General features: G+C 70.0%; 21 protein-coding genes and 1 pseudogene. 9 read left to right on the top strand and 13 right to left on the bottom strand.

Features of this window, described 5'->3' with window-relative positions; all coding sequences use genetic code 11:
- Complete coding sequence (locus A5758_RS06775; RefSeq protein WP_067738033.1) at nt 1-762, bottom strand: SDR family NAD(P)-dependent oxidoreductase; 762 nt, start codon at nt 760-762, stop codon at nt 1-3.
- Nucleotides 763-881: 119 nt separating this feature from the next.
- On the opposite strand from A5758_RS06775, the pseudogene A5758_RS06770 reads away from it, so the two are divergent.
- A pseudogene (locus A5758_RS06770) lies at nt 882-1,862 on the top strand (sigma-70 family RNA polymerase sigma factor); the annotation flags it as partial.
- A 158-nt stretch (nt 1,863-2,020) separates the two neighbouring features.
- Nucleotides 2,021-6,844 carry a cation-translocating P-type ATPase gene (locus A5758_RS06765; RefSeq protein WP_067738028.1) on the top strand — a complete coding sequence of 1,608 codons (4,824 nt, stop codon included), beginning with the start codon at nt 2,021-2,023 and terminating at the stop codon, nt 6,842-6,844.
- Between the two features lie 16 nt (nt 6,845-6,860).
- Here A5758_RS06765 and A5758_RS06760 read toward each other — a convergent pair whose 3' ends face one another.
- The gene (locus A5758_RS06760) at nt 6,861-8,438 is read right to left on the bottom strand and encodes an AMP-binding protein (RefSeq protein WP_067738025.1); all 1,578 of its coding nucleotides are present in this window, start codon (nt 8,436-8,438) and stop codon (nt 6,861-6,863) included.
- Complete coding sequence (locus A5758_RS06755; RefSeq protein ID WP_067738377.1) at nt 8,435-9,325, bottom strand: SDR family NAD(P)-dependent oxidoreductase; 891 nt, start codon at nt 9,323-9,325, stop codon at nt 8,435-8,437. The genes A5758_RS06760 and A5758_RS06755 overlap by 4 nt, the downstream gene beginning before the upstream one ends.
- A gap of 293 nt (nt 9,326-9,618) precedes the next feature.
- Between A5758_RS06755 and A5758_RS06750 the strand changes: the two genes are divergently transcribed.
- Both A5758_RS06750 and A5758_RS06745 read left to right on the top strand, forming a co-directional pair.
- The gene (locus tag A5758_RS06750; protein ID WP_067738022.1) at nt 9,619-10,359 is read left to right on the top strand and encodes a cutinase family protein; all 741 of its coding nucleotides are present in this window, start codon (nt 9,619-9,621) and stop codon (nt 10,357-10,359) included.
- A 103-nt stretch (nt 10,360-10,462) separates the two neighbouring features.
- A complete protein-coding gene (locus A5758_RS06745) occupies nt 10,463-10,927 on the top strand; it encodes a VOC family protein (protein ID WP_231987243.1) in 465 nt (154 codons plus the stop codon).
- Nucleotides 10,928-11,040: 113 nt separating this feature from the next.
- Here the strand turns inward: A5758_RS06745 and A5758_RS06740 are convergent, their stop codons facing one another.
- The 3 genes from A5758_RS06740 to A5758_RS06730 form a co-directional block, all read right to left on the bottom strand.
- Complete coding sequence (locus tag A5758_RS06740) at nt 11,041-12,411, bottom strand: aldehyde dehydrogenase family protein (protein ID WP_067738373.1); 1,371 nt, start codon at nt 12,409-12,411, stop codon at nt 11,041-11,043.
- Nucleotides 12,412-12,446: 35 nt separating this feature from the next.
- Nucleotides 12,447-13,541 (bottom strand): AMP-binding protein, encoded by a 1,095-nt coding sequence (locus A5758_RS06735; RefSeq protein ID WP_067738019.1) that lies wholly within the window; start codon nt 13,539-13,541, stop codon nt 12,447-12,449.
- A 121-nt stretch (nt 13,542-13,662) separates the two neighbouring features.
- A complete protein-coding gene (locus A5758_RS06730; protein ID WP_067738370.1) occupies nt 13,663-14,604 on the bottom strand; it encodes an oxygenase MpaB family protein in 942 nt (313 codons plus the stop codon).
- Nucleotides 14,605-14,718: 114 nt separating this feature from the next.
- Between A5758_RS06730 and A5758_RS06725 the strand changes: the two genes are divergently transcribed.
- The 3 genes from A5758_RS06725 (at nt 14,719) to A5758_RS06715 (ending at nt 17,583) form a co-directional block, all read left to right on the top strand.
- Complete coding sequence (locus tag A5758_RS06725) at nt 14,719-15,312, top strand: TetR/AcrR family transcriptional regulator (RefSeq protein ID WP_067738016.1); 594 nt, start codon at nt 14,719-14,721, stop codon at nt 15,310-15,312.
- Nucleotides 15,313-15,352: 40 nt separating this feature from the next.
- A complete protein-coding gene (locus A5758_RS06720; RefSeq protein WP_067738013.1) occupies nt 15,353-16,729 on the top strand; it encodes an adenylate/guanylate cyclase domain-containing protein in 1,377 nt (458 codons plus the stop codon).
- 107 nt (nt 16,730-16,836) lie between these two features.
- The gene (locus A5758_RS06715; protein WP_067738010.1) at nt 16,837-17,583 is read left to right on the top strand and encodes a methyltransferase domain-containing protein; all 747 of its coding nucleotides are present in this window, start codon (nt 16,837-16,839) and stop codon (nt 17,581-17,583) included.
- 18 nt (nt 17,584-17,601) lie between these two features.
- Here the strand turns inward: A5758_RS06715 and A5758_RS06710 are convergent, their stop codons facing one another.
- A complete protein-coding gene (locus A5758_RS06710; RefSeq protein WP_067738008.1) occupies nt 17,602-18,069 on the bottom strand; it encodes an SRPBCC family protein in 468 nt (155 codons plus the stop codon).
- Nucleotides 18,070-18,308: 239 nt separating this feature from the next.
- A complete protein-coding gene (locus A5758_RS06705; protein ID WP_067738367.1) occupies nt 18,309-19,004 on the bottom strand; it encodes an SDR family oxidoreductase in 696 nt (231 codons plus the stop codon).
- Between the two features lie 85 nt (nt 19,005-19,089).
- Between A5758_RS06705 and A5758_RS06700 the strand changes: the two genes are divergently transcribed.
- Nucleotides 19,090-19,692, top strand: coding sequence for a CGNR zinc finger domain-containing protein (locus A5758_RS06700; protein WP_231987242.1), 603 nt, complete (start codon nt 19,090-19,092; stop codon nt 19,690-19,692).
- Here the strand turns inward: A5758_RS06700 and A5758_RS06695 are convergent.
- Together A5758_RS06695 and A5758_RS06690 are read right to left on the bottom strand one after the other, a co-directional pair.
- A complete protein-coding gene (locus A5758_RS06695; protein WP_369816402.1) occupies nt 19,672-20,268 on the bottom strand; it encodes a class I SAM-dependent methyltransferase in 597 nt (198 codons plus the stop codon). The genes A5758_RS06700 and A5758_RS06695 overlap by 21 nt on opposite strands.
- Nucleotides 20,269-20,648: 380 nt before the next feature.
- A complete protein-coding gene (locus A5758_RS06690; protein ID WP_067738004.1) occupies nt 20,649-21,500 on the bottom strand; it encodes an SDR family oxidoreductase in 852 nt (283 codons plus the stop codon).
- Between the two features lie 41 nt (nt 21,501-21,541).
- Here A5758_RS06690 and A5758_RS06685 point away from each other — a divergent pair, with 41 nt between their 5' ends.
- Complete coding sequence (locus A5758_RS06685; RefSeq protein ID WP_067738001.1) at nt 21,542-22,156, top strand: PaaI family thioesterase; 615 nt, start codon at nt 21,542-21,544, stop codon at nt 22,154-22,156.
- A 2-nt stretch (nt 22,157-22,158) separates the two neighbouring features.
- Here the strand turns inward: A5758_RS06685 and A5758_RS06680 are convergent, their stop codons facing one another.
- The 3 genes from A5758_RS06680 to A5758_RS06670 all read right to left on the bottom strand — a co-directional run bounded on the left by A5758_RS06680 (nt 22,159) and on the right by A5758_RS06670 (nt 25,408).
- The gene (locus A5758_RS06680) at nt 22,159-22,923 is read right to left on the bottom strand and encodes a DUF2127 domain-containing protein (protein ID WP_067210419.1); all 765 of its coding nucleotides are present in this window, start codon (nt 22,921-22,923) and stop codon (nt 22,159-22,161) included.
- Nucleotides 22,924-22,978: 55 nt separating this feature from the next.
- Complete coding sequence (locus A5758_RS06675) at nt 22,979-24,367, bottom strand: MmgE/PrpD family protein (protein WP_082939615.1); 1,389 nt, start codon at nt 24,365-24,367, stop codon at nt 22,979-22,981.
- A gap of 111 nt (nt 24,368-24,478) precedes the next feature.
- Nucleotides 24,479-25,408, bottom strand: coding sequence for a LysR family transcriptional regulator (locus A5758_RS06670; protein WP_067737995.1), 930 nt, complete (start codon nt 25,406-25,408; stop codon nt 24,479-24,481).
- Between the last annotated feature and the right edge of the window lie 9 nt (nt 25,409-25,417).

The raw sequence follows: 25,417 nt of genomic DNA, 5'->3' as shown, positions 1-25,417 counted from the left end.
TCAGGCCACTGCCGACAGGCCGGTCGACGTGAGCAGATACGCGTCCCCGCCGCCCCGGCCATCGGTGGCGATCGAAAGGACGGATTCGCCCACCTGTTCCGCACTGAGCGCGGGTCCACCGGCCCGCACGAACGACTCGACGTCGACCCCCTGCCGTTCGGCGTACGCCGCGACGGCTTTGGCGCCGAGGTCGGTGGCCGGGGTCAACCGCGGCAGGACGGACACGAAGCGGATCCCCAGGCCGGACCGCTCCGATTCGACCGCGGCGTAGCCGGCGATGAACCTGACCGTGGCCTTCGCGCCCGCGTAGCCCCCGCTCAGCGGTGACCCGGCCACGGCGGCGCCGCTCGACACGGCGATCACCGAACTGCCCGGCGCGAGCGGCCGTCGCAGCGCGTAGCGGATCCAGTGAAACGCTTGCGCGACATCCACATTCCAGTTCTCGCTGAAGCTGTGCCAGCTCTGGTCCTGCAGTGGACTCATCTGCGGCGTCGCCCCGGCGCACAGGACCAGTGTGCGCGGCCGGTACTCGTCGATGAGCCGCTGCGCCGTCGCCGGGTCGGCGGCATCGGCGACCACCGGGAGGAAGCCGCTTAGCTCGTCGCGCACCTCGTCGAGACCGGATCCGTTGCGCGCGACGCCGACCACCTCGGCGCCGGCCACCGCCAGCGCGCCGGCGATGGCGCGGCCGAATCCGCGGCTCGCCCCGGTCACGATCGCCGTGGTGCCGGCCAGCCCATGGGTTATCAGTGGCTCGTTCATGTTCTTTCTCGCTCTCATGGAATGTGCGTCCACTAGTTGAGAGACGTCGCCGCACCGAAATTCATCGCCCGCGGACCGATGAATTTCCCCGGTCCGCCGTCTCTGTACTGGAGTAGCGTTCGGTCGCAGCCGAGACAGGAGAAGCCATGCCGGCGAAAGAGGACTTCATCGCGCAGGCGGCGCCGTTTCGGGCCGAGCTGATCGCGCACTGTTACCGCATGCTCGGGTCGGTGCACGACGCCGAGGACCTCGTGCAGGAGACCTATCTCAACGGCTGGCGCGGCTACCAGGCGTTCGAGGAACGCGCTGCGCTGCGAACGTGGCTGTACCGGATCGCGACGACCGCCTGCCTGCGGGCGCTGCAGAACCGCGCCCGCCGCGTGCTGCCGGCCGGGTTGGGTGACGGATCGACCGACCCGGACGCCAGCCTCGACGCGGTCGGTGGTGCGCACGAGTGGCTGGAGCCCATTCCCGACTCGCTGATGTTCACGCCGGAGGACAACGTCACCGCGCGGGAAAGCCTGCGGCTGGCCGTGATGACGGCCCTGCAGGAGCTCCCGGCCCGCCAGCGAGCGGTGCTAATCCTGCGCGACGTCGTGCAGTTCAGTGCCGCCGAGGTTGCCGAGCTGCTCGAAACGACACCGGCCGCCGTGAACAGCTCGCTGCAACGGGCGCGGGCCCGGCTCGCCGAGCTCTCCCCTACCGAGGAAAGCCTGTCCGAACCCGACGATGCCGAGCGCCGTGAACTGCTCGACCGCTATTGCGCGGCCTTCGAAAACGCGGACATGGCCGCCCTCACCGCGTTGCTGCAGGCGGATGTGAAGCTCGAAATGCCGCCTCTCCCTGTGTGGTTCGCCGGGCGCGACGCGGTGCTGCGGTTCCTGGCCGCGCGCGCTTTCGCCAAGGCCGGTGATATCGCGATGATCCCGACGGCCGCGAACGCGCAACCCGCGGTCGCCGAGTACCGCCGCGGTCCCGACGGGACGATGCGGGCCCATTCCATTCACGTCCTCGCCGCGGACGCCGCCGGCATCGCCACCATCACCGTCTTCCTGGACCCCGGCCTGTTCAGCAGGTTTGGTTTTCCGGCGAGCCGGTAACCTGTCCGCAGGGGAAGCGACTGCACCACCGGTCACCGAAGGAAGGCACGACCCACCGGCGTCACCGCTGTCGTCGCAAGTCCACCGTTGCAAATGTGGACAGGCCCCCAACCCCCCAGGATCATTAGGCGCGGTAGAGGTAATCGAAGGGTGACCGAGTGAGGATTCCGGGCGTTGCCAGCGTCGTCGCCGGCATGACCGACGGGGCCGCGCAGGTGGTGCGCGCCAGCGTGTCCACCGCCGCCGGGGCCGCGGGCGCTCTGCAGGCGTTGACCAACCCGGTCGCCGAACTCGCGGTCCCGGTTGTGCAGTCGATGGCCCAGACGACGGGCCGGGCCGTCGGATTGACCGGTTCCACCAACGGTTCCGGGCCCAGCGTCACCCCGCCGGTCCGGTGGCAGAGCGGGCGGCGCGTGCATCTGGACCTGGACCCGTTGCTGCCGTTCCCGGGCTGGCACGAGCACGCGCCGGCGGTCGAGGAGCCGGTCCGCCGGATTCCGGGCGTGGCCTCGGCCCACGTCGAGGGCGCCCTCGGCCGGCTGGTGGTCGAATTCGAGCACGAACCCGATAACGATGCCGTGCTGGACCGGGTGCGCGAAACGATCTGCCGCGTCGCGGCGGACTTGACCCTCGTCGCCCCCAAGGAGGCACCCCGGACCGCGCCGTTCGCCGACCCCGGAAATCCGTTGGCGATCCTGGTCCCGTTCAGCGCGGCGGCCATGGACGTGGCAGCCATCGGAGCCGCGGTGACCGGCTGGCTGGGCCGCCTCCCCGTCGCACCGCGAAGCGCACGCGCCGCCGCCGCGCTGCTGAATCATCAGCCGCGGGTGGTTGCCGTGCTGGAGTCGCGGCTGGGTCGCGTCGGCACGGACATCGCCCTCAGCGCGTCGACCGCACTGGCCAACGGGCTGACGCAGGCGGTCGGCACACCGCTGCTGGACCTGGCACAACGAAGCTTGCAGGTCTCCGAGGCCGCGGCGCACCGCCAGCGCTGGCGGGACCGCGAACCGGAGCTGGCCTCACCCAACCGGCCGCAGGCCCCGGTCGTTCCGATCATCTCCTCGGCCGGCCCCAAATCGCAAGCGCCCCGGCACAATTGGGCCGCGGCCGCGGCGGGGGAGGCTTCCCACGTGGTGGTGGGCGGGGCCATCGATGCCGCCATCGACACCGCGAAGGGCTCGATGGCCGGGCCGGTGGAGGAGTACGCCGACCAGGCCGCCAACGCCTCGCTGGTGGCCGCGGCCGGTGCGCTGCTGGCCGGCGGCGGCACCGAGGACGCGGCCGGCGCGCTGCTGGCCGGCGTGCCCCGGGCCGCACACACGGGCCGGCAGTCGTTCGCCGCCGTTCTCGGCCGCGGACTGGCCAACGCCGGGCAGCTGTTTCTCGACCCGGGCGCCTTGCGGCGGCTGGACCGGGTCAAGGTGGTCGTGGTCGACGGCGCCGCACTGCGTGGCGACAACCGCGCCGTGCTGCAGGCGCGCGGCGACGTACCCGGGTGGGACGAGGACCGCGTCTACGAGGTCGCCGACGCGCTGCTGCACGGTGAGGAAGCCCCCGAACCGGACCCGGACGAGTTGCCCGCCACCGGCGCCCGGCTGCGGTGGGCCCGGGCGCAAGGGTCGTCCGCGACGCCGGCGCAGGGGCTCGAACATGCCGATCTCGTGGTCGACGGCGAGCGCGTCGGCAGCGTCGACGTCGGGTGGGAGGTCGACCCGTTCGCCATCCCGCTCCTGCAGATCGCGCACCGGACGGGCGCCCGGGTGGTGTTACGCAACGTCGCCGGCACCGAGGACCTGACCGCCAGCGTCGCCGTGAGCCACCCGCCGGGCACGCCGCTGCTGCAGTTGGTACGCGACCTGCGCACGGATCGCGGGCCCGTGCTGCTGATCACCGCGCTGCACCGCGACTTCGCGTCCACCGACACGTTGGCCGCGCTGGCCATCGCCGACGTCGGGGTGGCGCTGGACGACCCACAGGCGGCGACGCCGTGGACGGCGGACATCATCACCGGCACGGACCTGGCCGCAGCGGTGCGCATCTTGTCGGCGCTGCCGGTGGCCCGGGAGGCGACCGAGTCCGCGGTGCGCCTCGCGAAGGGCGGCAGCACGCTCGCGGGCCTGCTGCTGGTCACCGGCGACCCGCGCACGCTGAGCCCCTTCGCCGTGCAGCGCTGGCTCAACCCGGTCAACGCCGCCGCGGCGGCCGCGCTGATGCAGGGCACCTTCGCGGCCTCCCGGGTGCTTCGGCTCCCCGACCCGACACCACAGCCGCTGACCGCCTGGCACGCCCTCGATCCGGAGATCGTCTATTCCCGGCTGGCCAGCCGCACACGGCCCCTGGCCGTCGAACCCGGCGCCGCGCCCTGGCGACAACTCCTCGACGACCTGTCCTACAACCCGCTGGTCGCTCCGCTGCGCGGGCCGGCCAGCCGGGTGGGGCGGCTGCTGACCGCGACGCGGGCCGAGTTGTCGGATCCGCTGACGCCCATCCTGGCCGTGGGGGCGGCGGCCTCGGCGATCGTCGGCAGCAGCGTCGACGCACTGCTGGTGGCGGGCGTGATGACCGCCAACGCCGTCGCCGGCGGGGTGCAACGGTTGCGGGCCGAGGCGGCCGTCGCCGAGCTGTTCGCCGAGCAGGATCAATACGCGCGGCGCGTGGTGCTCCCCGCGGTGGCCACGGCACACCGCCGGCTGGAGGCGGCCCGCACCGTCGAACGGACGGTCTCGGTGAACGCGAAGTCGCTGCGCCCCGGCGACATCATCGACCTGGCCGCCCCCGAGGTGGTCCCGGCGGACGCCCGCCTGCTGGTCGCCGAGGACCTCGAAGTCGACGAGTCCTTCCTGACGGGCGAATCGCTGCCGGTGGACAAGCAGGTCGAGCCCGTGGCCGTCGCCGACTCCGACCGCGCCAGCATGCTGTTCGAGGGCAGCACCATCGTCGCCGGGCACGCCCGCGCGATCGTCGTGGCGACGGGTGCGGGCACCGCCGCGCAGCGCGCGATTTCGGCGATCGCCGAGGTCGAGTCCGCGGCCGGGGTGCAGGCCCGGCTGCGCGAGTTGACCAGCAAGGTCCTGCCGCTGACCCTGGCCGGCGGCGCGACGGTGACCGCATTGGCGCTGCTGCATCAAGGAACGTTGCGTCAGGCGGTCGCCGATGGCGTGGCCATCGCCGTGGCCGCCGTCCCCGAGGGCCTGCCGTTGGTGGCCACCCTGGCCCAGCTGGCCGCCGCCCAGCGATTGTCGCGGCGCGGGGCCCTGGTCCGCACGCCGCGGGCGGTCGAGGCGCTGGGCCGGGTCGAGACGGTGTGTTTCGACAAGACCGGCACGCTCACCGAGAACCGCCTGCGCGTCGTCCGCGGTGTCCCGCACGGGGCCGGCGCGGACGCTCCTTTCCCCGACGTGACCGACCCGGCGTCCGCCGCGGTGGTGCGGGCCGCGGCGCGCAGCAGCACGCAGCCACACAATGGGGGCGGCCACGCGCACGCGACCGACGAGGCGATCCTCACGGCAGCGAATTCCATTGACCGCCAGTGGGACTCGGATTGGACCGTGATCGCGGACGTACCGTTCGAATCCAGCCGCGGTTACTCCGCCGCGATCGGCACGGCGGGCGGCAACGGCGGGCCGATGCTCATGGTCAAGGGCGCGCCGGAAGAAGTGCTTCCGCGCTGCCGCTTCGCCGATGCGGACGCCGACCTCGACCGCGCCGAGTCGTTGGTGTTGCGCCTTGCCGAGCAGGGCCTGCGGGTGCTGGCGGTGGCTCAGCGCCCTTGGGAGCACGGCACCGGCGAGGAAGACACCGACGCCGACGCCGTGGACGCCGCCGCGCACGACCTCGAGTTGATCGGCTATGTCGGTTTGGCGGACACCGCGCGGCCGTCGGCGCGGCCACTGATCGAGGCGCTGGTGGAAGCCGGCCGGCGGGTGGTGCTGATCACCGGCGACCACCCGGTGACCGCGCGGGCGATCGCCCGGCAACTGGGCCTGCCGGCGGACGCGCGCGAGATGACGGGCGCCGAACTCGTCGCGTTCGGCGAGGAGGATCGCGCCAAGGTCGCCGCCGACGTCCAGGTCTTCGCCCGCGTCAGCCCCGAGCAGAAGGTGCAGATCGTCGCGGCGCTGCAAGATAGCGGTCAGGCGGTCGCGATGGTCGGCGACGGGGCCAACGACGCGGCCGCGATCCGGATGGCCGATGTGGGTATCGGCGTGAGCGGTCGCGGCTCGTCCGCCGCGCGCGGGGCCGCCGACATCGTGCTGACCGACAACGATCTCGGCGTGCTGCTCGACGCGCTGGTCGAGGGGCGCGGGATGTGGGGTGGCGTACGGGACGCGGTGGGCATCCTGGTCGGCGGCAACGTCGGCGAGGTGCTGTTCACCCTCATCGGCACCGCCCTGGGCACCGGCCGGGCGCCGGTGGGCACCCGCCAGCTGCTGCTGGTGAACCTGCTCACCGACATGTTCCCTGCGCTTGCGGTCGCCGTCACCCCGCAGTTCTCCGAACCGGAGGAGGCCGAGGAAGGGGTCGACCGCGACGCCGAGGAATTGCACCGCGCCTTCCAGTTGGCCACGCTGTCCGGGCCCCCGCCCTCCCTCGACGCGCCGCTGATGCGGCAGATCGTCACCCGAGGCGCCATCACGGCCGCGGGTGCGACGGCGGCCTGGGCCATCGGTCGCTGGACACCGGGCACCGAACGCCGCACGTCGACAATGGGGCTGACCGCGCTGGTGACCACGCAGCTCGCGCAGACCCTGCTGACGCGCCGCCACAGCCCGCTGGTGCTGGGCACGGCGCTGGGGAGCGCGGGTGTGCTGGTCGCCATCGTCCAAACCCCCGGCGTCAGCCACTTTTTCGGTTGCACGCCGCTGGGCCCGGTCGCCTGGACCGGCGTCATCAGCGCCACCGCGGGCACCACCGTCGTCTCGGTGCTGGCACCCAACTGGCTGGCCAAGCAGGTCGCCGCCCTGGAACCCAAGCAGCAGTGAGGCTTTCGCCGCGCGCCTAGCCGGACAGCTCCCTGCGCACGACCTTGCCCGCCGGATTGCGCGGGATGCTGGTGACCACGTTGATATCTCGGGGCTGCTCGAATCGCGAGACTTTGCCCTTGAGGTACTCCCGCAACGCCGCCTCATCGGTGTCACTGTCCGGGTGCAGGACCACGAACGCGGCCAGTCGATGACCGAACTTCTCGTCGGGAACACCGATGACCGCGTTGTCGGCGATCGCCGGATGCTGGGCGAGGGCGTTTTCGACCGCGCGCGGATAAACGTTCTCCCCGCCGGAGATGATCATGTCGTCTTCGCGGCCGACGATGTACAGGCGGCCCGCGTTGTCGAGGTAGCCCATGTCGCCGGTGCTGGTCATGCCGTCGACGACGGCCTTAGCGCCGGGCTTGTCGCCACCGCCGGTATACCCCTCGCTGGCCAGCTCGCCGCCCACGAAGATGCGGCCGGTGACGCGCGCACCGACCGGCTTGCCGTTCTTGTCGAGGATGCGCACCGGGCAGCCGGCGACCGGCTTCCCGACGGTCTCGGGCGCTTCGCGCAGCTCCGCGGGGGTGGCCAGCGCGCCGATGCCGACCTCGGTGGAGCCGTAGCCGTTGTAGAGGATGTCGCCGTAGGCGTCCATGAACCGCTGCCCCAGGGTGGGATCGAGCCGGTCCCCACTCGACATCACGACCCGCAGGTAGGGCACGGGGTTGCGGGCGCGCACCCGCTCGGGCAACGCGAGGATGCGCGCGAGCACCACCGGCACCGCGGTGAACGCGTCGGCGCGATGCAGCGACGCCTGCGCGAGCGCGGCTTCAGCGTCGAAGTGGCGGTGGGTGAGCACCGTGCCGCCCAGGGCCACGGTGAGCATCAGCATGCCCAGCCCCAGCCCGTGAAACATGGGCATCACCACCGAGATTCGCGACCCGGTGCGCAGGCCGGTGCGATCGAGGATCGTCACCCAAACGCCCACCGCGGAACGCAGCTGCGGTGAGCGCGGCACCCCTTTGGGCGTGCCGGTGGTGCCCGACGTCAGCAGAATGATCCGGCCCGGCGTGGCCACGTCGGGCCGCGGCTCACCCTCCTGAGCGGTGATCGTCGCCGGGTCGATCACGACGACCGATCCGTCGGCGGCCAGGGCACGCTCGCCGAATTCGGCGTCGGCGACCATCGTGGTGATCCGGTGACCGCTCATCGCGGAGGCCAGGGCGTCGCTGCGAAAGTCCGTATTGACGAGGACCACGTCGGCGCCCACCAGCGCGGCGCCGAAGACGCCGGCGATGAAACCGCGGCCGTTGCGGCACATGATGCCCACCGCGTCGCCGGGTCCGACCCCCTCCCGCGACAACCTGCGTGCCAGCGATTCGGTCGCCGACTGCAGCTGCCGGTAATCCCAGACGCCGTCGTCGTCGACGATCGCGGCCCGGTTGGGCCATCGAATCGCGGTCACCGCCAGCAGGGTGTACGGGTTGGTGCCGCCCCGGCGCGCCGCCCGGATCAGCCGCAGGGCTGCCAGCGGCGACGGCGGAGCTAGCAGTCGCGACCGCACCAGCGCCCGGGCCGCGGTGCCGACCACGCCCTGGTGGCTCATCGCCGGGCCTCGCCGTTGCTGGAATCCGAGAAGAACCGCCGGTACCACAGCCGGGCCGCGCGTTCGGCCGGCCCGGCCAACAGCACCGAGGCCAACTCGGCCGGCAACACCCACGGCGGCTCGTTGCTGCGGGGCCGCTCGATGATCGCTTTGGCGATCGCGTCGGCGGCCTCGTCGGCCGACAACCCGGGGAGCCGGCCCAGGATGGGCGTTGGTTCGATCATCCGGGTCCGGACCAGGGCGAAGTAGACGGAGGTGACCTCCACACCGTCGGCGTGCAGTTCCGGGGCAACGCTGCGCAGCCACCGGTCGAAAGCCCCCTTCGACGCCTGGTAGGCGCCCCACTGCGGCCCCGGCACGACGCGCACGCCGACACTGGAGACGTTCACAATGTGCCCGCGCCCGCTTTCGCGCATGGCCGGCAGGAGTCCCAGCAGCAGCCGGATGGGCCCGAGATAGTTGATGTCGATGGTGCGCTGAAAATCGTGCGGCCGGTCGTATTGGTGATGCAGCGAGCGGCGCAACGACTTGCCGGCGTTGCTCACCAGGATGTCGATCGCGCCGTGCTGCTCGGTGATCTCCTTCGTCAGCGCGCTGACGGCGGCCTCGTCGGTGAGGTCGGTCGGGTATGCGATCGCGCGACCGCCGGCGGCGTTGATCGACGCCGCCAGGTCGTCGAGCCGTTCCTCGGACCGGGCGACCACCAGCGCGGTGGCCCCCGCGGCGGCCAGCCTGCGCGCGGTCGCCTCGCCGATGCCGTATGAGGCACCGGTGACCAGCGCGGTCTTGCCGGCGACGGCGCGGCGCAGCTTGTCGGCATCCGACACTCGGGCCGGATTGGCCACGTGGTCCGTGACCTTATTGAGGGCCTGCACTATCACGTTCAACTTTGCCGCCGCATTCACTCGGGCCGCGTGTCGAGCGGCGGCGGATGGCTTCACCGTGCGCCCGACTCGTCACAGTTAGCAGACCACATCGCGATCCGGGCCCGCGCCCCGCCCCGGCGTTGTCGCTCCGGGCGGGACCGGCGCCGGATCACCGGCCGCCGCGGCGCCGGATGGGGCGCCCGCGCAAGCGATCTCAGCCCGCAAACCGCAAGGAAACCGGGGTTGTGTGAATTCGCAGTAATTTCCATGCTTTCACCTGTTTAGGCGAGGGGTCGATTGGGCACAATTGCGGCATGATCGCACGTCAAATAGCCCGTTTTGTAGGTCCAGCAGTAGTTGCCGCGTCCGGCCTCGGCGCGTCGGCCATCACCGGCTCTGCCCTCCCCTCCGCCGCCGCCCAGTGTCCGGACGTGCAGGTGGTGTTCGCCCGCGGCACCGGTGAAGCCCCCGGCGTCGGCCCCACCGGACAAGCGTTCGTCGACGCCCTGCACTCGCGCGTCGGCGCCAAGTCCTTCGACGTCTACCCGGTCAACTACCCCGCCAGCGACCAATGGGACACCGGCGTCGACGGCATCAGAGACGCCGCGGGCCATATCAATTCGATGGCCCACGACTGCCCCAACACCAGAATGGTGCTCGGCGGCTACTCCCAGGGCGCGGCCGTGATGGGCTTTGTCACCTCACCCTCGGTTCCCGACGGCGTCGACCCCAACACCGTGCCCAAGCCCCTGGGCCCCTCGGTGGCCAGCCACGTCTCCTCGGTCGTGCTCTTCGGCATGCCCAACGTGCGCGCCATGAACTTCCTCGGCGAACCCCCCGTCGTCATCGGCCCGGCCTATCAGGACAAGACCGTCAAGGTCTGCGCCACCGAAGACCCGGTCTGCTCCGACGGCATGAACTTCTCCGCCCACAACACCTACGCCGACGATGGCGCCATGATCGACAAAGGCGTCGCCTTCGCATCCAGCCACCTCGACGCGGGGACCGCTGGAGCTTCGACGGTCGCGAGCGGCAGGGGTGGCTTCGGAAGCTGAGCGATCACTTTGTTGAGTTCGTCGCTCGACGGACACGCCGGCCGGCGCGGGTTCTGGTGCCCGCCGCCGGCCGGCCCGCCGATCCAAACCTGAAGGGTTGCCAATGTCGACCGAGAAAGCGGCGGCACTGGCCATCAACCATGTCGGAGTGACGGTCCCCGACATCCACGCCGCGATCGACTGGTACGGCGCGGTTTTCGGATTTCGCTGCATCATGGGACCCCGCGTGCTCGAGGGCGTCGGTCATCCGGAGGCAGCCTCGGTGTTCGGCGGCGGGTTCCGCCGCGCCTGGCAGGCGCATCTGCTCACCGGGAACTCCGTCGGCATCGAGCTCTTCCAATTCATCGACCCGCCGACGCGGCAGACGGGACGGCCGCAGGAGCGGGAGCCGTGGTTCGACCGCGGAATCTGGCATCTGTGCATCACCCACCCCGATGTCCAAGCCATGTCGACCGCGTCGTCGACCATGGCGGCACAATGCTGGCGGCGCCCTATGAATTCGTGCCCGGACGCCCGTGGGCGCTCGCCTACACGGCTGACCCCTGGGGCACCGTCCTCGAAGTCATGAGTCATAGCTACGCCGAGGCGTTCAGCAATTGGCCCCAGCCGGGGCAATTGGTTCCACCCACCCTGGTGCCTCGCCCGGAGCGCGGCGAGGCCGGCCGGCCTTGAGTCGGCGCGTCAGCCGCTGTCCTGGATGAAGCCCTTGTTGCGCATCAGGGCGTCCGCCAGGAACCCGTCGTGCGGGATGCCCGGCGCCGCGTGCCACGTCGGGTGGGGCCCGGCGTACACGTTGGCGATCGTCGGTTCGGCGAGCAGGTCGTCGATCAGGCGCTCGTCATCGGTCATCGCGGTGACGACCAACGAATGCCGCAACGGTTCCACGCCAGCGCCGGGCGACCATGGCGATACCCACACGCAGGGAAAGGGCAGCTCGACGTTGAGCGTGTCCGCGGCGGGCGCGGGCAGCAGGTGTACGGCCGGACGCAGCGCCGCGTAGCCGTCGCCGAGGTCGGCAACCACCTGATCGGCGCCCAGCAGCGGCGTCGATCCGATGGCTTTGGCCGCCAGGTAGTCCGCCAGCGCCCGGGCCTGATCGAGGGGCTGGGTGGGCAGCAGCGCACGCTCGTCGTCGGTGGGCAGCGGCTCGATTGCCGCCAGCCGCCGGGCGATCGCACGCGCCAGCGGGCCGGGGTCACCCTGGTAGAGCACGGCGGTGGTGTTGACGCAGGCCATGCCCCCGAGGTTGGCGATCGAGTCGACGATCACGTCGACGTGATCGCGCCAATCGTGGTCGGCGGTGATGAGGATCTTGCTGCGCCCGGGGCCGTTCACGATGACCGACGGGTCGTCGGCGTACTTGTCGACGACCTGCTGGCCGCCGTACACCATGGCGAGGTCGGCCGAGCGGATGATCTCGTCGGCGCCGGCATGGTCGGTGGGCAGGTAGACGGCGTCCTCCGGGCGGAAACCCGCCCGCCGCAAGGCGTTTACCAGCCGGTGCGCCGTCAGCGGCTCGCGGCGGGACGGGCGCACCGCAACCCGGTAGCCGAGGGCCAGTGCCTGCGGCCACAGGCCGTGCACGCCCGGGCCGTTTCCGGCCGCGTGCACGGCGAAGACCTCCCCCCGCCGCACCCACACCGCGCCACCGCGCCGGGCGCGTTCGTCGCGCCAATCGAGCGCCGCGCCCACCGGCCGGGCCGGGCCGACCGCGTCGAATGCGCCGCCGACGGCGTCGGCGACGCTGCGCGCCCCGGCGCGGGTCACCGCGATGGGCACCCCCGAAATCCGGCTGGCCAGCCGGACGTACGCCTCGAAGTCCAGGCCGGCGACGACCCCGTCCGCGAAGATGCCGGCGGCCTGCGCCAGCGCCGCCGCGCGCTGCTCGACCGGCAGCGGCGCCACCTTGCGTTGCGCGGCCAAGGTGCGCGAAACATATAGCGGCGGCACGAGGCTCAACTCGGCGACGGCGGCGACGGCGGTGCTGAAGATGACCTCCCGACGGCGGGTCCGGTACTCCCCGTCGGGGCCGAGCGCATCGATCGCGGCCAAATCGGTTGCGGTGCCGGCACGTTCGTCGGTCATGCTCAGTACACGCCTTCGATGACGGCCTCGCCCTCGAACGTGGCCACCGGCCGCACCTCGCTGACCGAGTCACTGAGCTCGCCCGCCGGACCGGGCAGCCGGACCGCCAGATCGCGCTCCAGGTTGTTCGGGATGAACATGCCCTTGCTGACGTGGTTCATCACCACCTGACCGGTCTGCCCGTAGGGCACCCGTTCTCCGGTGTCGGGATCGACCACCCAGAACACGACGTACGGTGTGCGAGGGTCGAACACGAACACGTCGCCGTCGGCCGTTCGCGTGACCGCTTGGGATAGCACCATCGTGCTGCCGAAGGCCATGGTGATCGTCGTTTCCGGGAAGATGCCGCGGAGCAGGTCGAGGGTGTCGGCGTCCACGTGCGCGCCGCTGAGCAACAGGTAGCGGATCTTGTCGTTCAGCAGGTCGACCAGCCGGTCGTCCCGGGCCAGGGCCTCGAGCAGCGGCGGGGTGGCGTGCAGGTTCGCGACGTTCTGCGTCTCCAGCACGAACACGGCCTGCTCGACGACGTGGTCGACGTAGGCGGCGACTTCGGAGGCGGCGCCGCGGGCGGCGATCTTCTTCACCCAGCGGGGATCGATGTCGATCGCGTGGAACGTCGCGCCGAGCCGCTCGGAGACCAGCCGCGAGAAATAGCCCACCCCGTGCGGTCCGCTGGGCATCAGGCACAGGAAGCCTTCGCCGCGGCGAAACCCGCCGGTGGCGAAGTCCTCGGTCTGCCATCGCACCACCTGGGCGACCCAATCCGGCAGCTGCACAGTCCGTTTCGGGGCGCCGGTGGTGCCGCCGGACTCGAATATCTGGGGCACCGGCGGCGGCGTTCCGTAGCCGCGCGGGATGAGGTCCTCCACCGGCACGCCGCGCAATTCGTTGACGAGGTTGGGAAACAGTTTCAGATCGGCGAACGTGTTGACGTCGGCCATCGGGTCGAAGTCCAGCGTCGCAGCGGTCCGCAACCAGAACGCCGAACCGGTGTCTTCACCGAAGTGCCAGGCGATCGCCGCGCGCAGATAGGCCTCGGGATCGTCGACCGGTTCCGATCTCGGAACGTCCAACAGCGAGAAGTCGATATCGGCCATATCAAGAGATCCTCGCCCATCCTCAACCGCTCGCCAAGCGCCCGCCGCCGTATTGGCTTACTTCGCACGGAATTTCGGCGCCGTGTACCCGCTGTTCACTTTCGCGGGGTTAAGCGCGGCCTCAGGCCGCGCGGTTGTGTAGCCGGCGCGGATCGACGCCCGAGCGCCGCCACGCCCTGGCCGCCCACGGAGTGTAGATCGCCCCGACGGGCAGCCGGTTGATCAGTGGGTTGAGCGCGCGCATGGCGGCGGCGAAGCGCTGAAAACGCTTCTCCTTCTTCGTGTTCCACTCCAACTGGCAGACTTCGCGCATCTGCGGCGGCATGGTCCCGACCAGGACCAGGCGGGTGTAGGCGTTGAGCGGCGATGACAAAACCCGCCAGATCGGCATGGGGATCCAGCGCGGGCCCGGAATCCCCTTCCTGATGTAGCCGGTGCCGTACAGGACGGTCTTATGCGGGACGAACCGCTCGAGCATCTCGTCCCAGTAGGCGAGGAACTCGTCGTAGGTCTGCGGCTGGCCGCGGTCGCTGACCCCGTAGAGGCCGTACCACACCTTGCCCTCGTCGAAGATCTGCTCCTTCTCCGCACGGGACAGCCGGCGGATGAACGTGTCGGTGTTGTAGATGACCTGATCGACGAAGCTGGCGTGCGCCCAGTAGAAGAGCTCCGGATTCAGCGCGTGATACCTCGAGCCGTCACTGATGGTGCCCTTGATCGTCTTGTGGAAGTCCCGGACCTTGCGGCCCCACTCGCGCGGTTGGTCGGAGTAGACGGTCTTCATCAGCGGCGGCGCGGTCCGCTTGGCCCGCCCCAACGTGTCGCTGAAGACGACCGAGTGGTCGAGCACGCCCTGGGCGAGCTGCTCGATGCAGTTCTCGACCCCGGCGGTGCGCTGGAACCCGAAGAACTGGGTGCGGTTGTCCCCGTAGAACTTCCAGATCAACGACTCGGGACCCAGCCGCGTGAAGTCGTCGGCTTCGTCGTCCGGCCCGTCGACCGGCATGGGCAGCGCCTCCCGCACACCGGTGTCGAAATCCTGGCCGGCCCATTGCGCTGTCATCCGAATCTCCTCGCCCCCACGCGCGCACACCCCGTTGTGAAGCAGTGAAACAAATGCGTATCTTTGTGTCAAACGAGCGTTGTTGTGCCGAGACTGCCGTGAGGGGCGTAATCCGTGCAGAACCACAGCCTTGCCGGCGATCTCGGCGACAAGACCGACCTCGACCGGACCATCCTGGACACCGCGCGCGTCGTCTTCGAGACCTACGGCGTGCGCCGGGCCAACATCGAGGACATCGCCGCGCGCGCCGGGGTCAGCCGGAGCACCATCTACCGGCGCTTCCCCACCAAGGACGACCTGTTCGGGCACGTGGTGCGGCGTGAGGCCGAATCGTTCTTCACCACACTGGACCGGGCCGCGACGGGCTGCGACCCGCAGCAGGCCGTGATCGAGGCGTTCGCGCTCGGGGTGCGCCTGGTCCACGATTCCCCGCTGTACTCCCGGATCGCGGACAGCGAACCTGAGCTGTTGGGGATGTTCTCCCGCTCGCATGCCTTCCCCATCGGTCAGTTCGCCGACGGGATCGCGCACACCCTGCGCCGGTGCGGGGCCGACATCCCCGACCGCGACCTGACCAACATCGCCGACATCCTGCTTCGCGTCGCCCTGGGCATCATCGTGTTTCCCACCGACCGGCTCGACACGTCGGATTCCACGGCCGTCCGCGAGTACGCCGCCCGCTATCTGGTGCCGATCATCCGGGGTTGACCCGTTCCGGCTTGTCGGTGACCTGCACTAGCCTGAATACGTGGCTGGGAGTTCTGCGGCTCCGCGGACCCGGTACGCCAGTTGCGGCGAGATCGACATCGCCTATCAGGTCTTCGGCGATGGCCCGATCGACCTGCTGGTGCTGCCGGGCCCGTTAATCCCGATCGACTGCGTCGACCTCGAGCCGTCGATGTACCGCTTTCATCGCCGGCTCGCATCGTTCTGCCGGGTGATCCGGTTCGACCAGCGCGGCATCGGCCTGTCCTCGCGGGTGCCGTCGCTGGACATGCTCGGCCCGGAGTCCTGGGCGCAGGACGCCATCGCGGTCATGAACGCGGTGGGATGCGAGCGTGCGACCGTCTTCGCCCCGGGTTTCACGTCGTTGGCCGGCGTCGTTCTGGCGGCCGACCATTCCGACCGGGTGAACAGCCTCGTCATTTCCAACGGCGCGGCCCGCACGCTGCGGGGTCCCGATTACCCCATCGGCAGTGACCTCGACGATGCCGACCGCTTCACGACGGTCGGGATGGAGCCGGACGCCGTCGAGCAGGGTTTCGACATGCTCGGCATCATCGCGCCCTCCGCGGCGGGCGACGACGCGTTTCGTGCGTGGTGGGACATGGCCGGAAACCGCGCCGCGTCACCCAGCATGGCCCGCGCGTTCATCAACAAGGTCAGGGAAGGCGACGTCCGCGACCGACTGCCCCGCGTCGCCGTGCCGACCCTGATCCTGCATCGCGACAACCCCGGCTTCAGCCCCGTCGGGCACGCGCGGTATCTCGCCGAGCACATTCCCGGGGCACGGCTCGTCGAGTGCCCGGGCGGGGACACCCTGTACTGGGTGGGCGACACCGCGCCCCTTCTCGACGAGATCGAGGAGTTCATCACCGGTGTGCGCGGCGGCTCCGACGCCGAGCGTCTGCTCACCACGATCGTCTTCACCGACATCGTCGGCTCCACCGAGCGCGCCGCACTGCTCGGCGACCACCGCTGGCGCGACCTGCTCGACAATCACGACATCCTGGTGCGCCACGAGTTGCAGCGATTCGCCGGGCGCGAAGTCAACACGGCCGGCGACGGATTCGTCGCCACATTCAGCAGCCCGAGCGCCGCGATCGCCTGCGCCGACGCCATCGTCGACGCGGTCCGCGTGCTGGGCATCGAGGTGCGGGTCGGCATTCACGCGGGCGAAGTGGAGGTGCGCGGCAAAGACGTCGCCGGCATGGCCGTCCACATCGGCGCGCGGGTGGCGGCACTCGCCGGCCCCAGCGAAGTGCTGGTGTCCTCGACGCTGCGCGACATCGTCACCGGGTCGCGACACCGCTTCGGCGACCGCGGCGAGACCGCACTGAAGGGCGTGCCGGGCCACTGGCGGCTGTACTCCCTGGTGCGCGAGCACGCGATCGTCCGGCGGTGAGCAGGCGCGGCTCGGCGTAAGCTGCCATCGGGGCCCAGCGGAGTCAGGCTCCCGGCTTTCCGGGCGAGTTCCGGCGCATAGCTTGGTTTTTGGTCAAAGGAGTATGCATGACTGATGTGCACGTGTCGCTGCCTCCCGCGCTGCGTCGAGCGCTGGATCTGCTCGCCGATCCGCCGGCGGATCCCGACGTGAGCAAGGGCTATCTCGACCTGCTCGGCAGCGGATCCGACGAGGACGAACGCGTCGCGAAAAACACCGGACCGATCCAGGCCGCGTGGGCGTCACCGATCGGGTCGATGCTCTACGACAACGCCCAGGCCCTGTCGCGGCGGCTGATCGCCGCGTGGCAGACACCCCTCGAGTGGTTGAACATCCCGCCGGGCGGCATCGCGCTGGACGTCGGCTCGGGCCCTGGCAACGTCACCGCCTCCCTGGCGCGCGCGGCCGGTCCGGACGGGCTGGCCCTGGGGATCGACATCTCCGAGGCCATGCTCGCCCGCGCGGTCCGCAACGAAGCGGGGCCGCAGGTCGGCTTCATCAAGGCCGACGCGCAACGACTTCCGCTGCGCGACGACACGGTGGACGCCGTCATCTCGACGGCCGTCTTGCAACTGGTTCCGGATCCGGCGGCGGCCCTCGGCGAGATGGCGCGGGTGCTGCGACCGGGCGGGAGGCTCGCCGTCATGGTCCCCACCGTCGGTCCGGCCGCCCGGCTGTTCCAGAGGCTGCCGAACATGGGGGCGCATGTCTTCGACGAGGACGAGATCGCCGACATTCTGGAAGACCGCGGGTTCGTCAGCGTGCGGGTGAAAAGCCTCGGCACGGTTCAGTGGGTGCGCGGCAAGAACGGCTGAGTCCGGCGCGCTTTCGCCTTACCCTCCCGAGTCGGGGGCCTGCGCGACCACGGCAAGCCGGTCCATGGATTCGCGCAACATGTCCGGCGTCGTCGCGCGAGCGCGCTCGAGGCGGGTTGGGTCGGCCAGTGCCGTCCAATCGTAGGTGTGTGTCACCGTGGTGAGCTCGGCGTTCACCGGGCTGAGCTCCCACCGCCACAGGTGGCCGGGCGGCTGCTTCCTGGGTTCGGCTGGGCACCAAGCGATTTTGCTGCCCTCGACGAATTCCACGACGTGGTTCTCACGCACAGCGCCGTTCGTCAGCGTCGTCTTGAACACGTCACCGACCGCACGGACCCGCTGACCCGGGGCGGCCGAGGCGAGGTTGTTGTTCCCATCCCAGCTCGGCTGGCGGGCGGGATCGGCGATCAGTTCGAAGATTCGCGCGGCGTTGGCCGCGATGACGCGCGTGGCGCTCACGGCGCCTTCGATTTCCATGTCGGGCATGTCGCTATCCAAACACGCGGACCGTCAGCGGGGCACGGTGTGAATGTGACCTTCGGCCGATGCATTCGGGACCTTCGCCCGTCGAAGCGCCGGCCGGTGCGTGCGACCGTGGTGATGCCGGGTCAACCCGGTGGTCTGCCCGAAGTGCAGCAAGCCCATTTTTGGGCGAGGCCATCCGCAAGGGCCTGATTGACCCACCGTCTTAAGACGGGGATCTGCCTTCGGGCAGACCTTCATGCTTACGGCATCCGGGGCAGCGCCTCGACCGGCCCGGACAGCGCCGCCTTGACGTAACGGCTGTCGTCGTCGGCCAACACCTCGGTGTCGTCGTGTTCGATGCCGTCGACGATCGCCCGCGCCACGTCGCGCGGGTCGTTCTTGGGCGCGTCGAAGCCAGAGGTCATCTCGGTGTCCGTGAAGCTGAGGTGCGCGGCGACGACCAGGGTGCTCTGCTTCTCCAGTTCGATCCGCAACGAATTAGTCGCCGACCACAGCGCCGCCTTGGAGTCCCCGTACCCACCCGAGCCGGGCATCCAGGACAAGATCGAGGCGATGTCGACCAGGGCTCCTCCACCGTTGCCGGCCAGGATCGGCGCGAACGCCTTTGCGACGCGCAGCGCCCCGAAGTAGTTCGTCTCGAACACCGCGCGCACTTCCTCGATGTCGTTCTCGAGCAGCTTCCGCGCACCGAGCACACCCGCGTTGTTGATCACTATCTCGGCATCCGGAGCCGAAACAGCAAGGGCCGCAACCGACTCCGGCTTTGTGACGTCCAACTCGACACTGACCACCCGCGGATCCGCGCTCGGCTTGGGTGCCCGCGCCGTGGCGTACACCTTGGCCGCGCCCCGCCGCAACAACTCGTCCACGAGGGTCTTGCCGAGCCCGCGCTGTCCGCCCGTGACCACGACCGTCGACCCCTTGATGTTGACCATGATGCGCACTCCTTGACGTAGGTATTAAGCGTTTGATTCTGTCAACGTAATTGACGAGTGAGACATAGTCAAGTAACTTTTAGTTATGTCTGTTACATGGTCCGCGTCACAGCGGTACGGCATCACCGCGGCACCGGGAGGTCTGGGCCTGGTTCAGGACTTCGTCAACACGAGGGGAATCGAGGGGTACGGCCCGGACCTGCTCGCCGACGCCGCGCTCGCGGGCGAATGGGTAGCGGACGCGGTGTACGCCTGGTCGGCCGCCCGCGGCATTGACGTGCCGGTGCCCACGTTCGACGACGGGGACCTGGCCAAGCTGCGCGCCTTGAGGGCCAGGCTCGATTCACTGGTGGCCGGCGAGGCACCCAGTGGACGAAGCGCCGTCCCCGCAGCTCTCGTAGTCACCGAAGCCGGTGAGGTGCGGCTGGAGCCCAGCGGCACCGGCTGGCGCTGGCTCGCCTCGGCGCTGTGGGCCGAGATTCTGCTCAGCCAGCAGGCAGGTACCTGGCGGCGGATCAAACGTTGCCATAACCACCGCTGCGCGTCGACGTTCTACGACCGCTCCAAGAACAACAGCGGGGTCTGGCACGACGTCAAGACGTGCGGGAACGCCGCCAACCTGCGCGCGTCCCGGGCCCGCCGCCGCGAACGTGAACGCGCGACCGGCTCAGCGATTTCGCCACAGTAGGCGGTATCGGTAGTACAGGCCTCGCCGAATGACCGCGCCAGGCAGCACGTCCGCGGTTACCCGGCGGATCTCGTGCAAACTTTCCCGGGGATCGGCGACGGCCACGCCGATGTCGCGGGTCTCCCGGTGCAGTAACGACCCGGCGCGCGCCGCCGGTGTGCACAGCGCGGACCATGCCCAGTCGCCGACGGTCTTGTTGGCCGACAGACCGACGACGGCGAGTTCTCCTGCCGGCCTGAGCATTCCGCGTACTTTGCGTAGTGTCTCACGCAGTGGCAGGTGGTGCAGGCTCGCCACGAATGTGATGAGATCGAACGAATGTGGTTGCGCCTGAAACTCTTCGAAGCGGGCGAGCCGCACCGACACGTTGCTTGCGGTCTTCAGTCGATCCCCGGCCCGCCGGACCGCGGACGGGTCGGCATCGATGCCGACGACCCTGCGCGACACCGCGGCTAGCCGCTGGGCCACCAGCCCCTCACCGCACCCAACATCCAGGACATCGCCGCCGCGGCGCGCGGCGAGTTCGACCAGCCAGCCGTGATACGCGGCGTTGTGGTTCCAGTAGTCGCCCGTCAGCAGCGCTCGATGCCCCTCTGCATGAGCGTCACGTTCGTGCGGGCCCGGCGCGGCGCGCTTCTGCGCACCGCCTGCCACGCGTCGCAGGCGCGCGCCTTGATGGGTGTCACCATGTCGAAGTTGGCAGGGCTCTGGCTGATCCAGGACGGCAGTGTTGCCACGATTCGATCCTTCGTCTGTTCGGCCTGTGCGCCGAATCATTGAATTCCACCGCGGCCGCTTTACGGATGCGCCGCGCCGGGGTGAACGCCACGAAAAGCCGTACTGTGGTGCGACGCACACCCGCCGCAGGGTCCGCCGTCCGTCACACCTGGTGCGTGTGGGGCATGGACGAATTCAAAGGCGGTTCGCTGATGAGCGCCTCGAGTGCCGGCCGTTTGTCACACACTTCCCGAACGTCTGAACCGTCGCAGGTAGCCCGGCAACCCGTGCGCCGCCGGCGCTTTCGGCCAATCGTCGGCCCGGAAATACGCGTCGGTGCCACCATCGACGAAAATCACGCTGCCGCAGAGGAATTCGGCGGACTCCGACAGCATGAAGCACATCCAGTCGGCCATGTGGCCCGCCTGGCCGAAGCCACCGAGCGGCACCGGAAAGGACCGCACGGCCTTGGCCTGCCGGGGCGTCGCAAGCTGTTCCTGCAGCAACGGCGTCATGATGGCTCCCGGCGCCAGGGCATTCACGCGCACACCCGAGCCCGCCCATTCCGGCAGCACCGCGTGTCGCCGCACCCAGCGGCTGACGGCGATCTTCGACGCCGCATACATCATCGTCGACGCGGCCGGACCGAACGGCCGCACCGACCGCAGCGCCTTCTCGGCATCATGGGCGAGCAGCGCCTTCACCGTCCGGCGCGGCACGAGGGGCACGGTCGTCGACGAGTTGCTCCCCACGACGACCACTTTCGCGCTTTCGGCCGCGGCCAGCGCCGGCTGCCAGGCGACGAGCGGCTCGACGACGCCGAAATAATTGACCTGCCCGATCTGGCGCAGGCGTTCTCGACCGGGGCTGGGCCCGAGGCCCGCGGCCAGCACCGCACCGTCGAGCTTGCCGCCCGAGGCCGCCAGCACGCCGTCGGCGGCCTGCGTGCGACCGAGCGGCGTCGACAGGTCGGCGACGATATCGGCGTTCTTGATGTCGACGCCGATCACGGTGTGCCCGTCGGCCTTGAGCCGCTGCGCCGTCTCGTGGCCCATCCCGGAAGCCGATCCGGTGACCGCATAAGTGCCCATCGCTCCGTTCTTACCAGTAGCCGTCCTGTTAGGTTGCCGGGATGCATGACCAAACGCCCTGCATCGACCTCAGCCGGCTCGAGTCCGTCTACGCGCCGCTGGCCGAGTCGATCCGCCGGCTGATCGACATCAGCATCCGCACCGAGGCGGAACCGGCGGCGGTGGCGGCGGCCCAGGCCAAGATCGACGTGGCCGCGGCCGAATTGGGCGAGGCGGCGCGGCCGGGGCCCGTCGGCGTGCACTACCTGCCCGACGGCCAGACCGTCGCGTGGGGTAACGCGGTGGTCGGGGTGCGCAACCCGGTGGCACCGCCGTTGGTGGTCCACCACGAGCCGGACGGCGTGGTGTGGTCGGAATTCACCCTGGGCGCGGCCTACGAGGGACCGCCCGGCCACGTTCACGGCGGCATCTGCGCGCTGGTGCTCGACCATGTGCTCGGCGCGACCGCGCACCGGCCCGGCCGGCCCGCCTACACCGGCACCCTCACCCTGCGCTACCGGCGCCGAACCGAGCTGGAGCGGCCGCTACGCGTGCAGGCGCATGTCGAGCGCACCGAGGGCGTCAAGACGTTCGCCGTCGGTCACCTGGCCGATGAGGATGGCGTCACGGTCGAAGCGGAAGGCATTTTCATCCACCCCAGGCAGTCGCCGACCTGACGTCAGGCTTTGGCGGCGGCCTTCTCCACATCGAGCAGCTGCTCGCCGCGTCGTTCCTCGTCGTAGGCCTCGCGGCCGCCGCGCAAGCCGAACAGGCGTTTCGAGAACAGCAGGTAGATCACGGCGGCCACGTTGATGGTGAAGGTGACCAGCCGGGTCATCGTGATGCCCTTGGCGAGGTCGTGAATCTCCAGCGGCAAGAACACCGAGGTGGCTATCACCGCGAAGTACTCGCCCCAGCGTTTGAGCAACCACAGGCCGACGCCTTCGACGACCTCCAGCAGCGCGTAGGCGGCCAGCATCAAGGTCAGCAAAACCAGGGTGGAAGGCTTGGCGGCCAGCGCCTTTTCCAGTTCGTGCACGATGGTCATTTGATCGACCTTGAATCCTGCGGCGCGAAAGATCGGCAGGTCGCGGTCGAGGGTGGCCTGGATGGCGCCCCGCGCACCGCGAAACTTCCACACCGCGTACGCGGCGAGCGCGATCACCACCGCCCGGAACAGGCGTTCCACCGCGAGTGTCCGGATGATGATGGCCTGGCGTAAAGCCTTGCCGCGCATAATCATCGGAGCGTCCTCGGCCCGACCCCGCCCGTGCGGATCGCCCACGGTGAATTCACCGCAGCGCAGGCAGCGCCAGACCTCGCCCAGTCCGGTGGTGCCGCTCAGCCGCGCGGCCAGGTCCTCCTCGTCAGGCGCGTAGGTGGTGTGGCCCGCGACCGCACAGGTGACCAACTCCCACCGATTGCCGCCCTGATCTTTGCGCATGGCCGATCATCGACCGCGGGCGGCGGGCCATGCAAGGGGGCGCGCAGGCGCGCCTTCAGAACCGGGGCTTGGTGCGCGGCCGTTGGGCGGTGGGGCTCGCCGCGCCCAGGAGGCCCGCGAGTTCGGCGACGGGGATCTCGTCGAGGTGGTCGACGGCCGCGACGATGTCGGCGCGCAGCGCCCTGTCACAGAACGGCTCGGCCAGCCACCCGAACTTGTCCGCCACGCGTTCCCAGGACATGGGGCGGGTCGGGGATCCCTCGTAATCGGCTTGCTCGCGGTCGAATTCCCGCCCGTCGCGGGTCACCAGGTGGACCCGGGCCGCGGTGCGTCGAGGATAGTCGGCGGTCAGGTCGGCGGCCGGTTTGACGTCGACACGCGTCAACAGGTCCCGCACGTCCGCTCGCGAAACCCGCTCGGTTTCCAGCTGTTCGGGGCCCACCCCGCCGTCGAGGAGTGCCACCGCGCTGAGGTATTTGAGGTTGTAGTCCGCCTGCTCCTTGGTGCGCGGATCGTCCTTGGCGCCGTACGCTCCCCCGCCGGCGAAGTCGTACGCGCCCTGGAACACCTCGAGCGTCACCCTGGCGACATCCTCGCCGCGCAGGTCGTTCTCGGCGCGCAGGGCCAAGACCGCGTCGATGACCACCTGCCCGTGGATGAGGGAGCAGTACTGCTTGAGGTAGGTCTGTTCGACGCAGGTGAGCCGCCGGTCGGTGTTCGCGAGATCGATGGGCTGGTCGAAGAGTTGCATCAGGCCGTGTGGACCCTCGAACAGCGACCTGGGTCCGGTGACGCCGCGGGCGGCCAGCATGGTCGCGTACACCGCGCGCATGCCGGTGATGGCCGGCGAGATGCCCTTCCAGTTCGAGACCGGCTCGGCGTGCACCGTCGCCAGCGACACGTTGTCGGTCGTGGCGGCGGAGATGGCGTTGGCGGTCTCCTCGACGCTGAGACCGAGCAGCTTCGCCGTGCCTGCCGCCACCGACATCGACAGCTGCAGCGCGTGATTGAGCCCGCGAGCCATGACCGGCACCTGGGCGCTGAAACGGCACTGCACCTCGTAGGCGACCGCCAGTGCCAGCAGGAAGTCCGCCCCGCTGGCGCCCGTGTGCTCGGCGACGGCCAGGACGGCGCCGAAGTTATCGGCGGGATGACACAGCCCTCCGACCGTCAGATAGGTGTCCAGCAGGTCGGGGTAGCGCACCAGCACCGCGTTGAAGAAAGCGGCCTGGTCCACCGACGCCCGTCCGCCGCCCACCAGAGTCGCGGTGGGCACGCCGCTGAACTGGTCGGTGTGTTCGCGAATCGTCGCGACGAGCTCCCCGTCCAGGGAACCGACGGCGCAGGCGATGCTGTCGAGCACATTGCGTTTCATCAGCGCGCGCGGACGTCCGGTCAGATCGGCCCACTCCGCGCCTACGACGAAGCCGGCCAGGTCATCCACAACGTAGTTCTCTGCCATGCTTTTTCGCCTTCCGGGCTGCTTACTTTTACTGAACCGCAGCGTCGGCCCGGCGTCCAGGACCGTTCTCCTACCAGTGCTCGGTGGGACTTCTCACCGCAGGTGGGGGTCGTCGGCCGGCGCCCACCACGGGCCGGCGGGAGTGGCCGGCCAATCGCGGGTACGCGCGACCGCCAGCAGCGCTTCCACGACGCCGCGCACGCTGGCGCGGTCGTCGTCGCGGCGGTGCAGCAGCGACCACGTCCACAGCGGTACCGGTTCGGCGACGGGACGCTGACCCAGGCTGGGCGGGAGCGCCGCGGTGTGGCGTTTGGGCGAAGCGAGCACGGGCGCGCAGACCCTGCGCACGTGCGCGTAGAACGCGTCGCCGGTGATGCCGCCGTCATCGATGTGGACGACGCGGGCGCCGGCGTGGCCGGCGAACTCCTCGGCGTACCGGTTCCACGACGACCACGCCGACTCGTCCGCGTCGATGAGTACGCTGACCCGTTGCGCAGCAACGGGTTCCGTCGAACTGATGCCGGGAATGACCGCGTGCAGCGGCTCGGTCCGCAGCAGATGCGCCGTCAGGCCGCGCTCCTCGACCTGGCCGGCGGTCACCCATGCCAGCGCGATGTCGAGGGTGCCCTCGGCCACGCGGTCGGCCTGCGTGTGCGAGGGCAGCACCCATTCGTCGAGGCGCACGTCCGCCGCTGGCCCGACCATCGTGGTGATGTCCTCGGGCAGCCAGCTGACGTAACCCAGGCGCACCGGCGTGCTGCGCGCGGCCGCCTGCCGCAGCCGGTGCTTGGCATCGTCGGCCAGAGACAGGATTCGGCGCGCATCCGGAAGGAAGGTCCGCCCGGCCTCGGTCAGCCGAACACTCCGGCGGTCCCGCACGAACAGGTCGGCGCCCAACTCCCGCTCCAGCGAGATGATCTGTTGCGACAGGGCCGGTCCGGAGATGTGCACGCGTTGCGCGGCGCGGCCGAAGTGCAACTCCTCTGCGACGGCCACGAAGTAGCGCAACTGCCGCAGTTCCATACGCCGAGC

Source organism: Mycobacterium sp. 852014-50255_SCH5639931 (genome assembly GCF_001665605.1).
Classification (GTDB): domain Bacteria; phylum Actinomycetota; class Actinomycetes; order Mycobacteriales; family Mycobacteriaceae; genus Mycobacterium; species Mycobacterium paraffinicum.
Note: the sequence above shows the minus strand (reverse complement) of the source record. Positions and strands in the feature narration are given on the sequence as shown.

Excerpts from the sequence above, each read along its gene's own strand:
- A5758_RS06685 (WP_067738001.1), top strand. The coding sequence starts at position 21,542 with ATGCATGACCAAACGCCCTGCATCGACCTCAGCCGGCTCGAGTCCGTC.
- A5758_RS06750 (WP_067738022.1), top strand. The coding sequence starts at position 9,619 with ATGATCGCACGTCAAATAGCCCGTTTTGTAGGTCCAGCAGTAGTTGCC.
- A5758_RS06670 (WP_067737995.1), bottom strand. The coding sequence starts at position 25,408 with ATGGAACTGCGGCAGTTGCGCTACTTCGTGGCCGTCGCAGAGGAGTTG.
- A5758_RS06735 (WP_067738019.1), bottom strand. The coding sequence starts at position 13,541 with ATGGCCGATATCGACTTCTCGCTGTTGGACGTTCCGAGATCGGAACCG.
- A5758_RS06730 (WP_067738370.1), bottom strand. The coding sequence starts at position 14,604 with ATGACAGCGCAATGGGCCGGCCAGGATTTCGACACCGGTGTGCGGGAG.
- A5758_RS06745 (WP_231987243.1), top strand. The coding sequence starts at position 10,463 with ATGTCGACCGAGAAAGCGGCGGCACTGGCCATCAACCATGTCGGAGTG.
- A5758_RS06690 (WP_067738004.1), bottom strand. The coding sequence starts at position 21,500 with ATGGGCACTTATGCGGTCACCGGATCGGCTTCCGGGATGGGCCACGAG.
- A5758_RS06710 (WP_067738008.1), bottom strand. The coding sequence starts at position 18,069 with ATGCCCGACATGGAAATCGAAGGCGCCGTGAGCGCCACGCGCGTCATC.
- A5758_RS06700 (WP_231987242.1), top strand. The coding sequence starts at position 19,090 with ATGTCTGTTACATGGTCCGCGTCACAGCGGTACGGCATCACCGCGGCA.
- A5758_RS06715 (WP_067738010.1), top strand. The coding sequence starts at position 16,837 with ATGACTGATGTGCACGTGTCGCTGCCTCCCGCGCTGCGTCGAGCGCTG.
- A5758_RS06705 (WP_067738367.1), bottom strand. The coding sequence starts at position 19,004 with ATGGTCAACATCAAGGGGTCGACGGTCGTGGTCACGGGCGGACAGCGC.
- A5758_RS06680 (WP_067210419.1), bottom strand. The coding sequence starts at position 22,923 with ATGCGCAAAGATCAGGGCGGCAATCGGTGGGAGTTGGTCACCTGTGCG.
- A5758_RS06775 (WP_067738033.1), bottom strand. The coding sequence starts at position 762 with ATGAACGAGCCACTGATAACCCATGGGCTGGCCGGCACCACGGCGATC.
- A5758_RS06760 (WP_067738025.1), bottom strand. The coding sequence starts at position 8,438 with ATGAGCCACCAGGGCGTGGTCGGCACCGCGGCCCGGGCGCTGGTGCGG.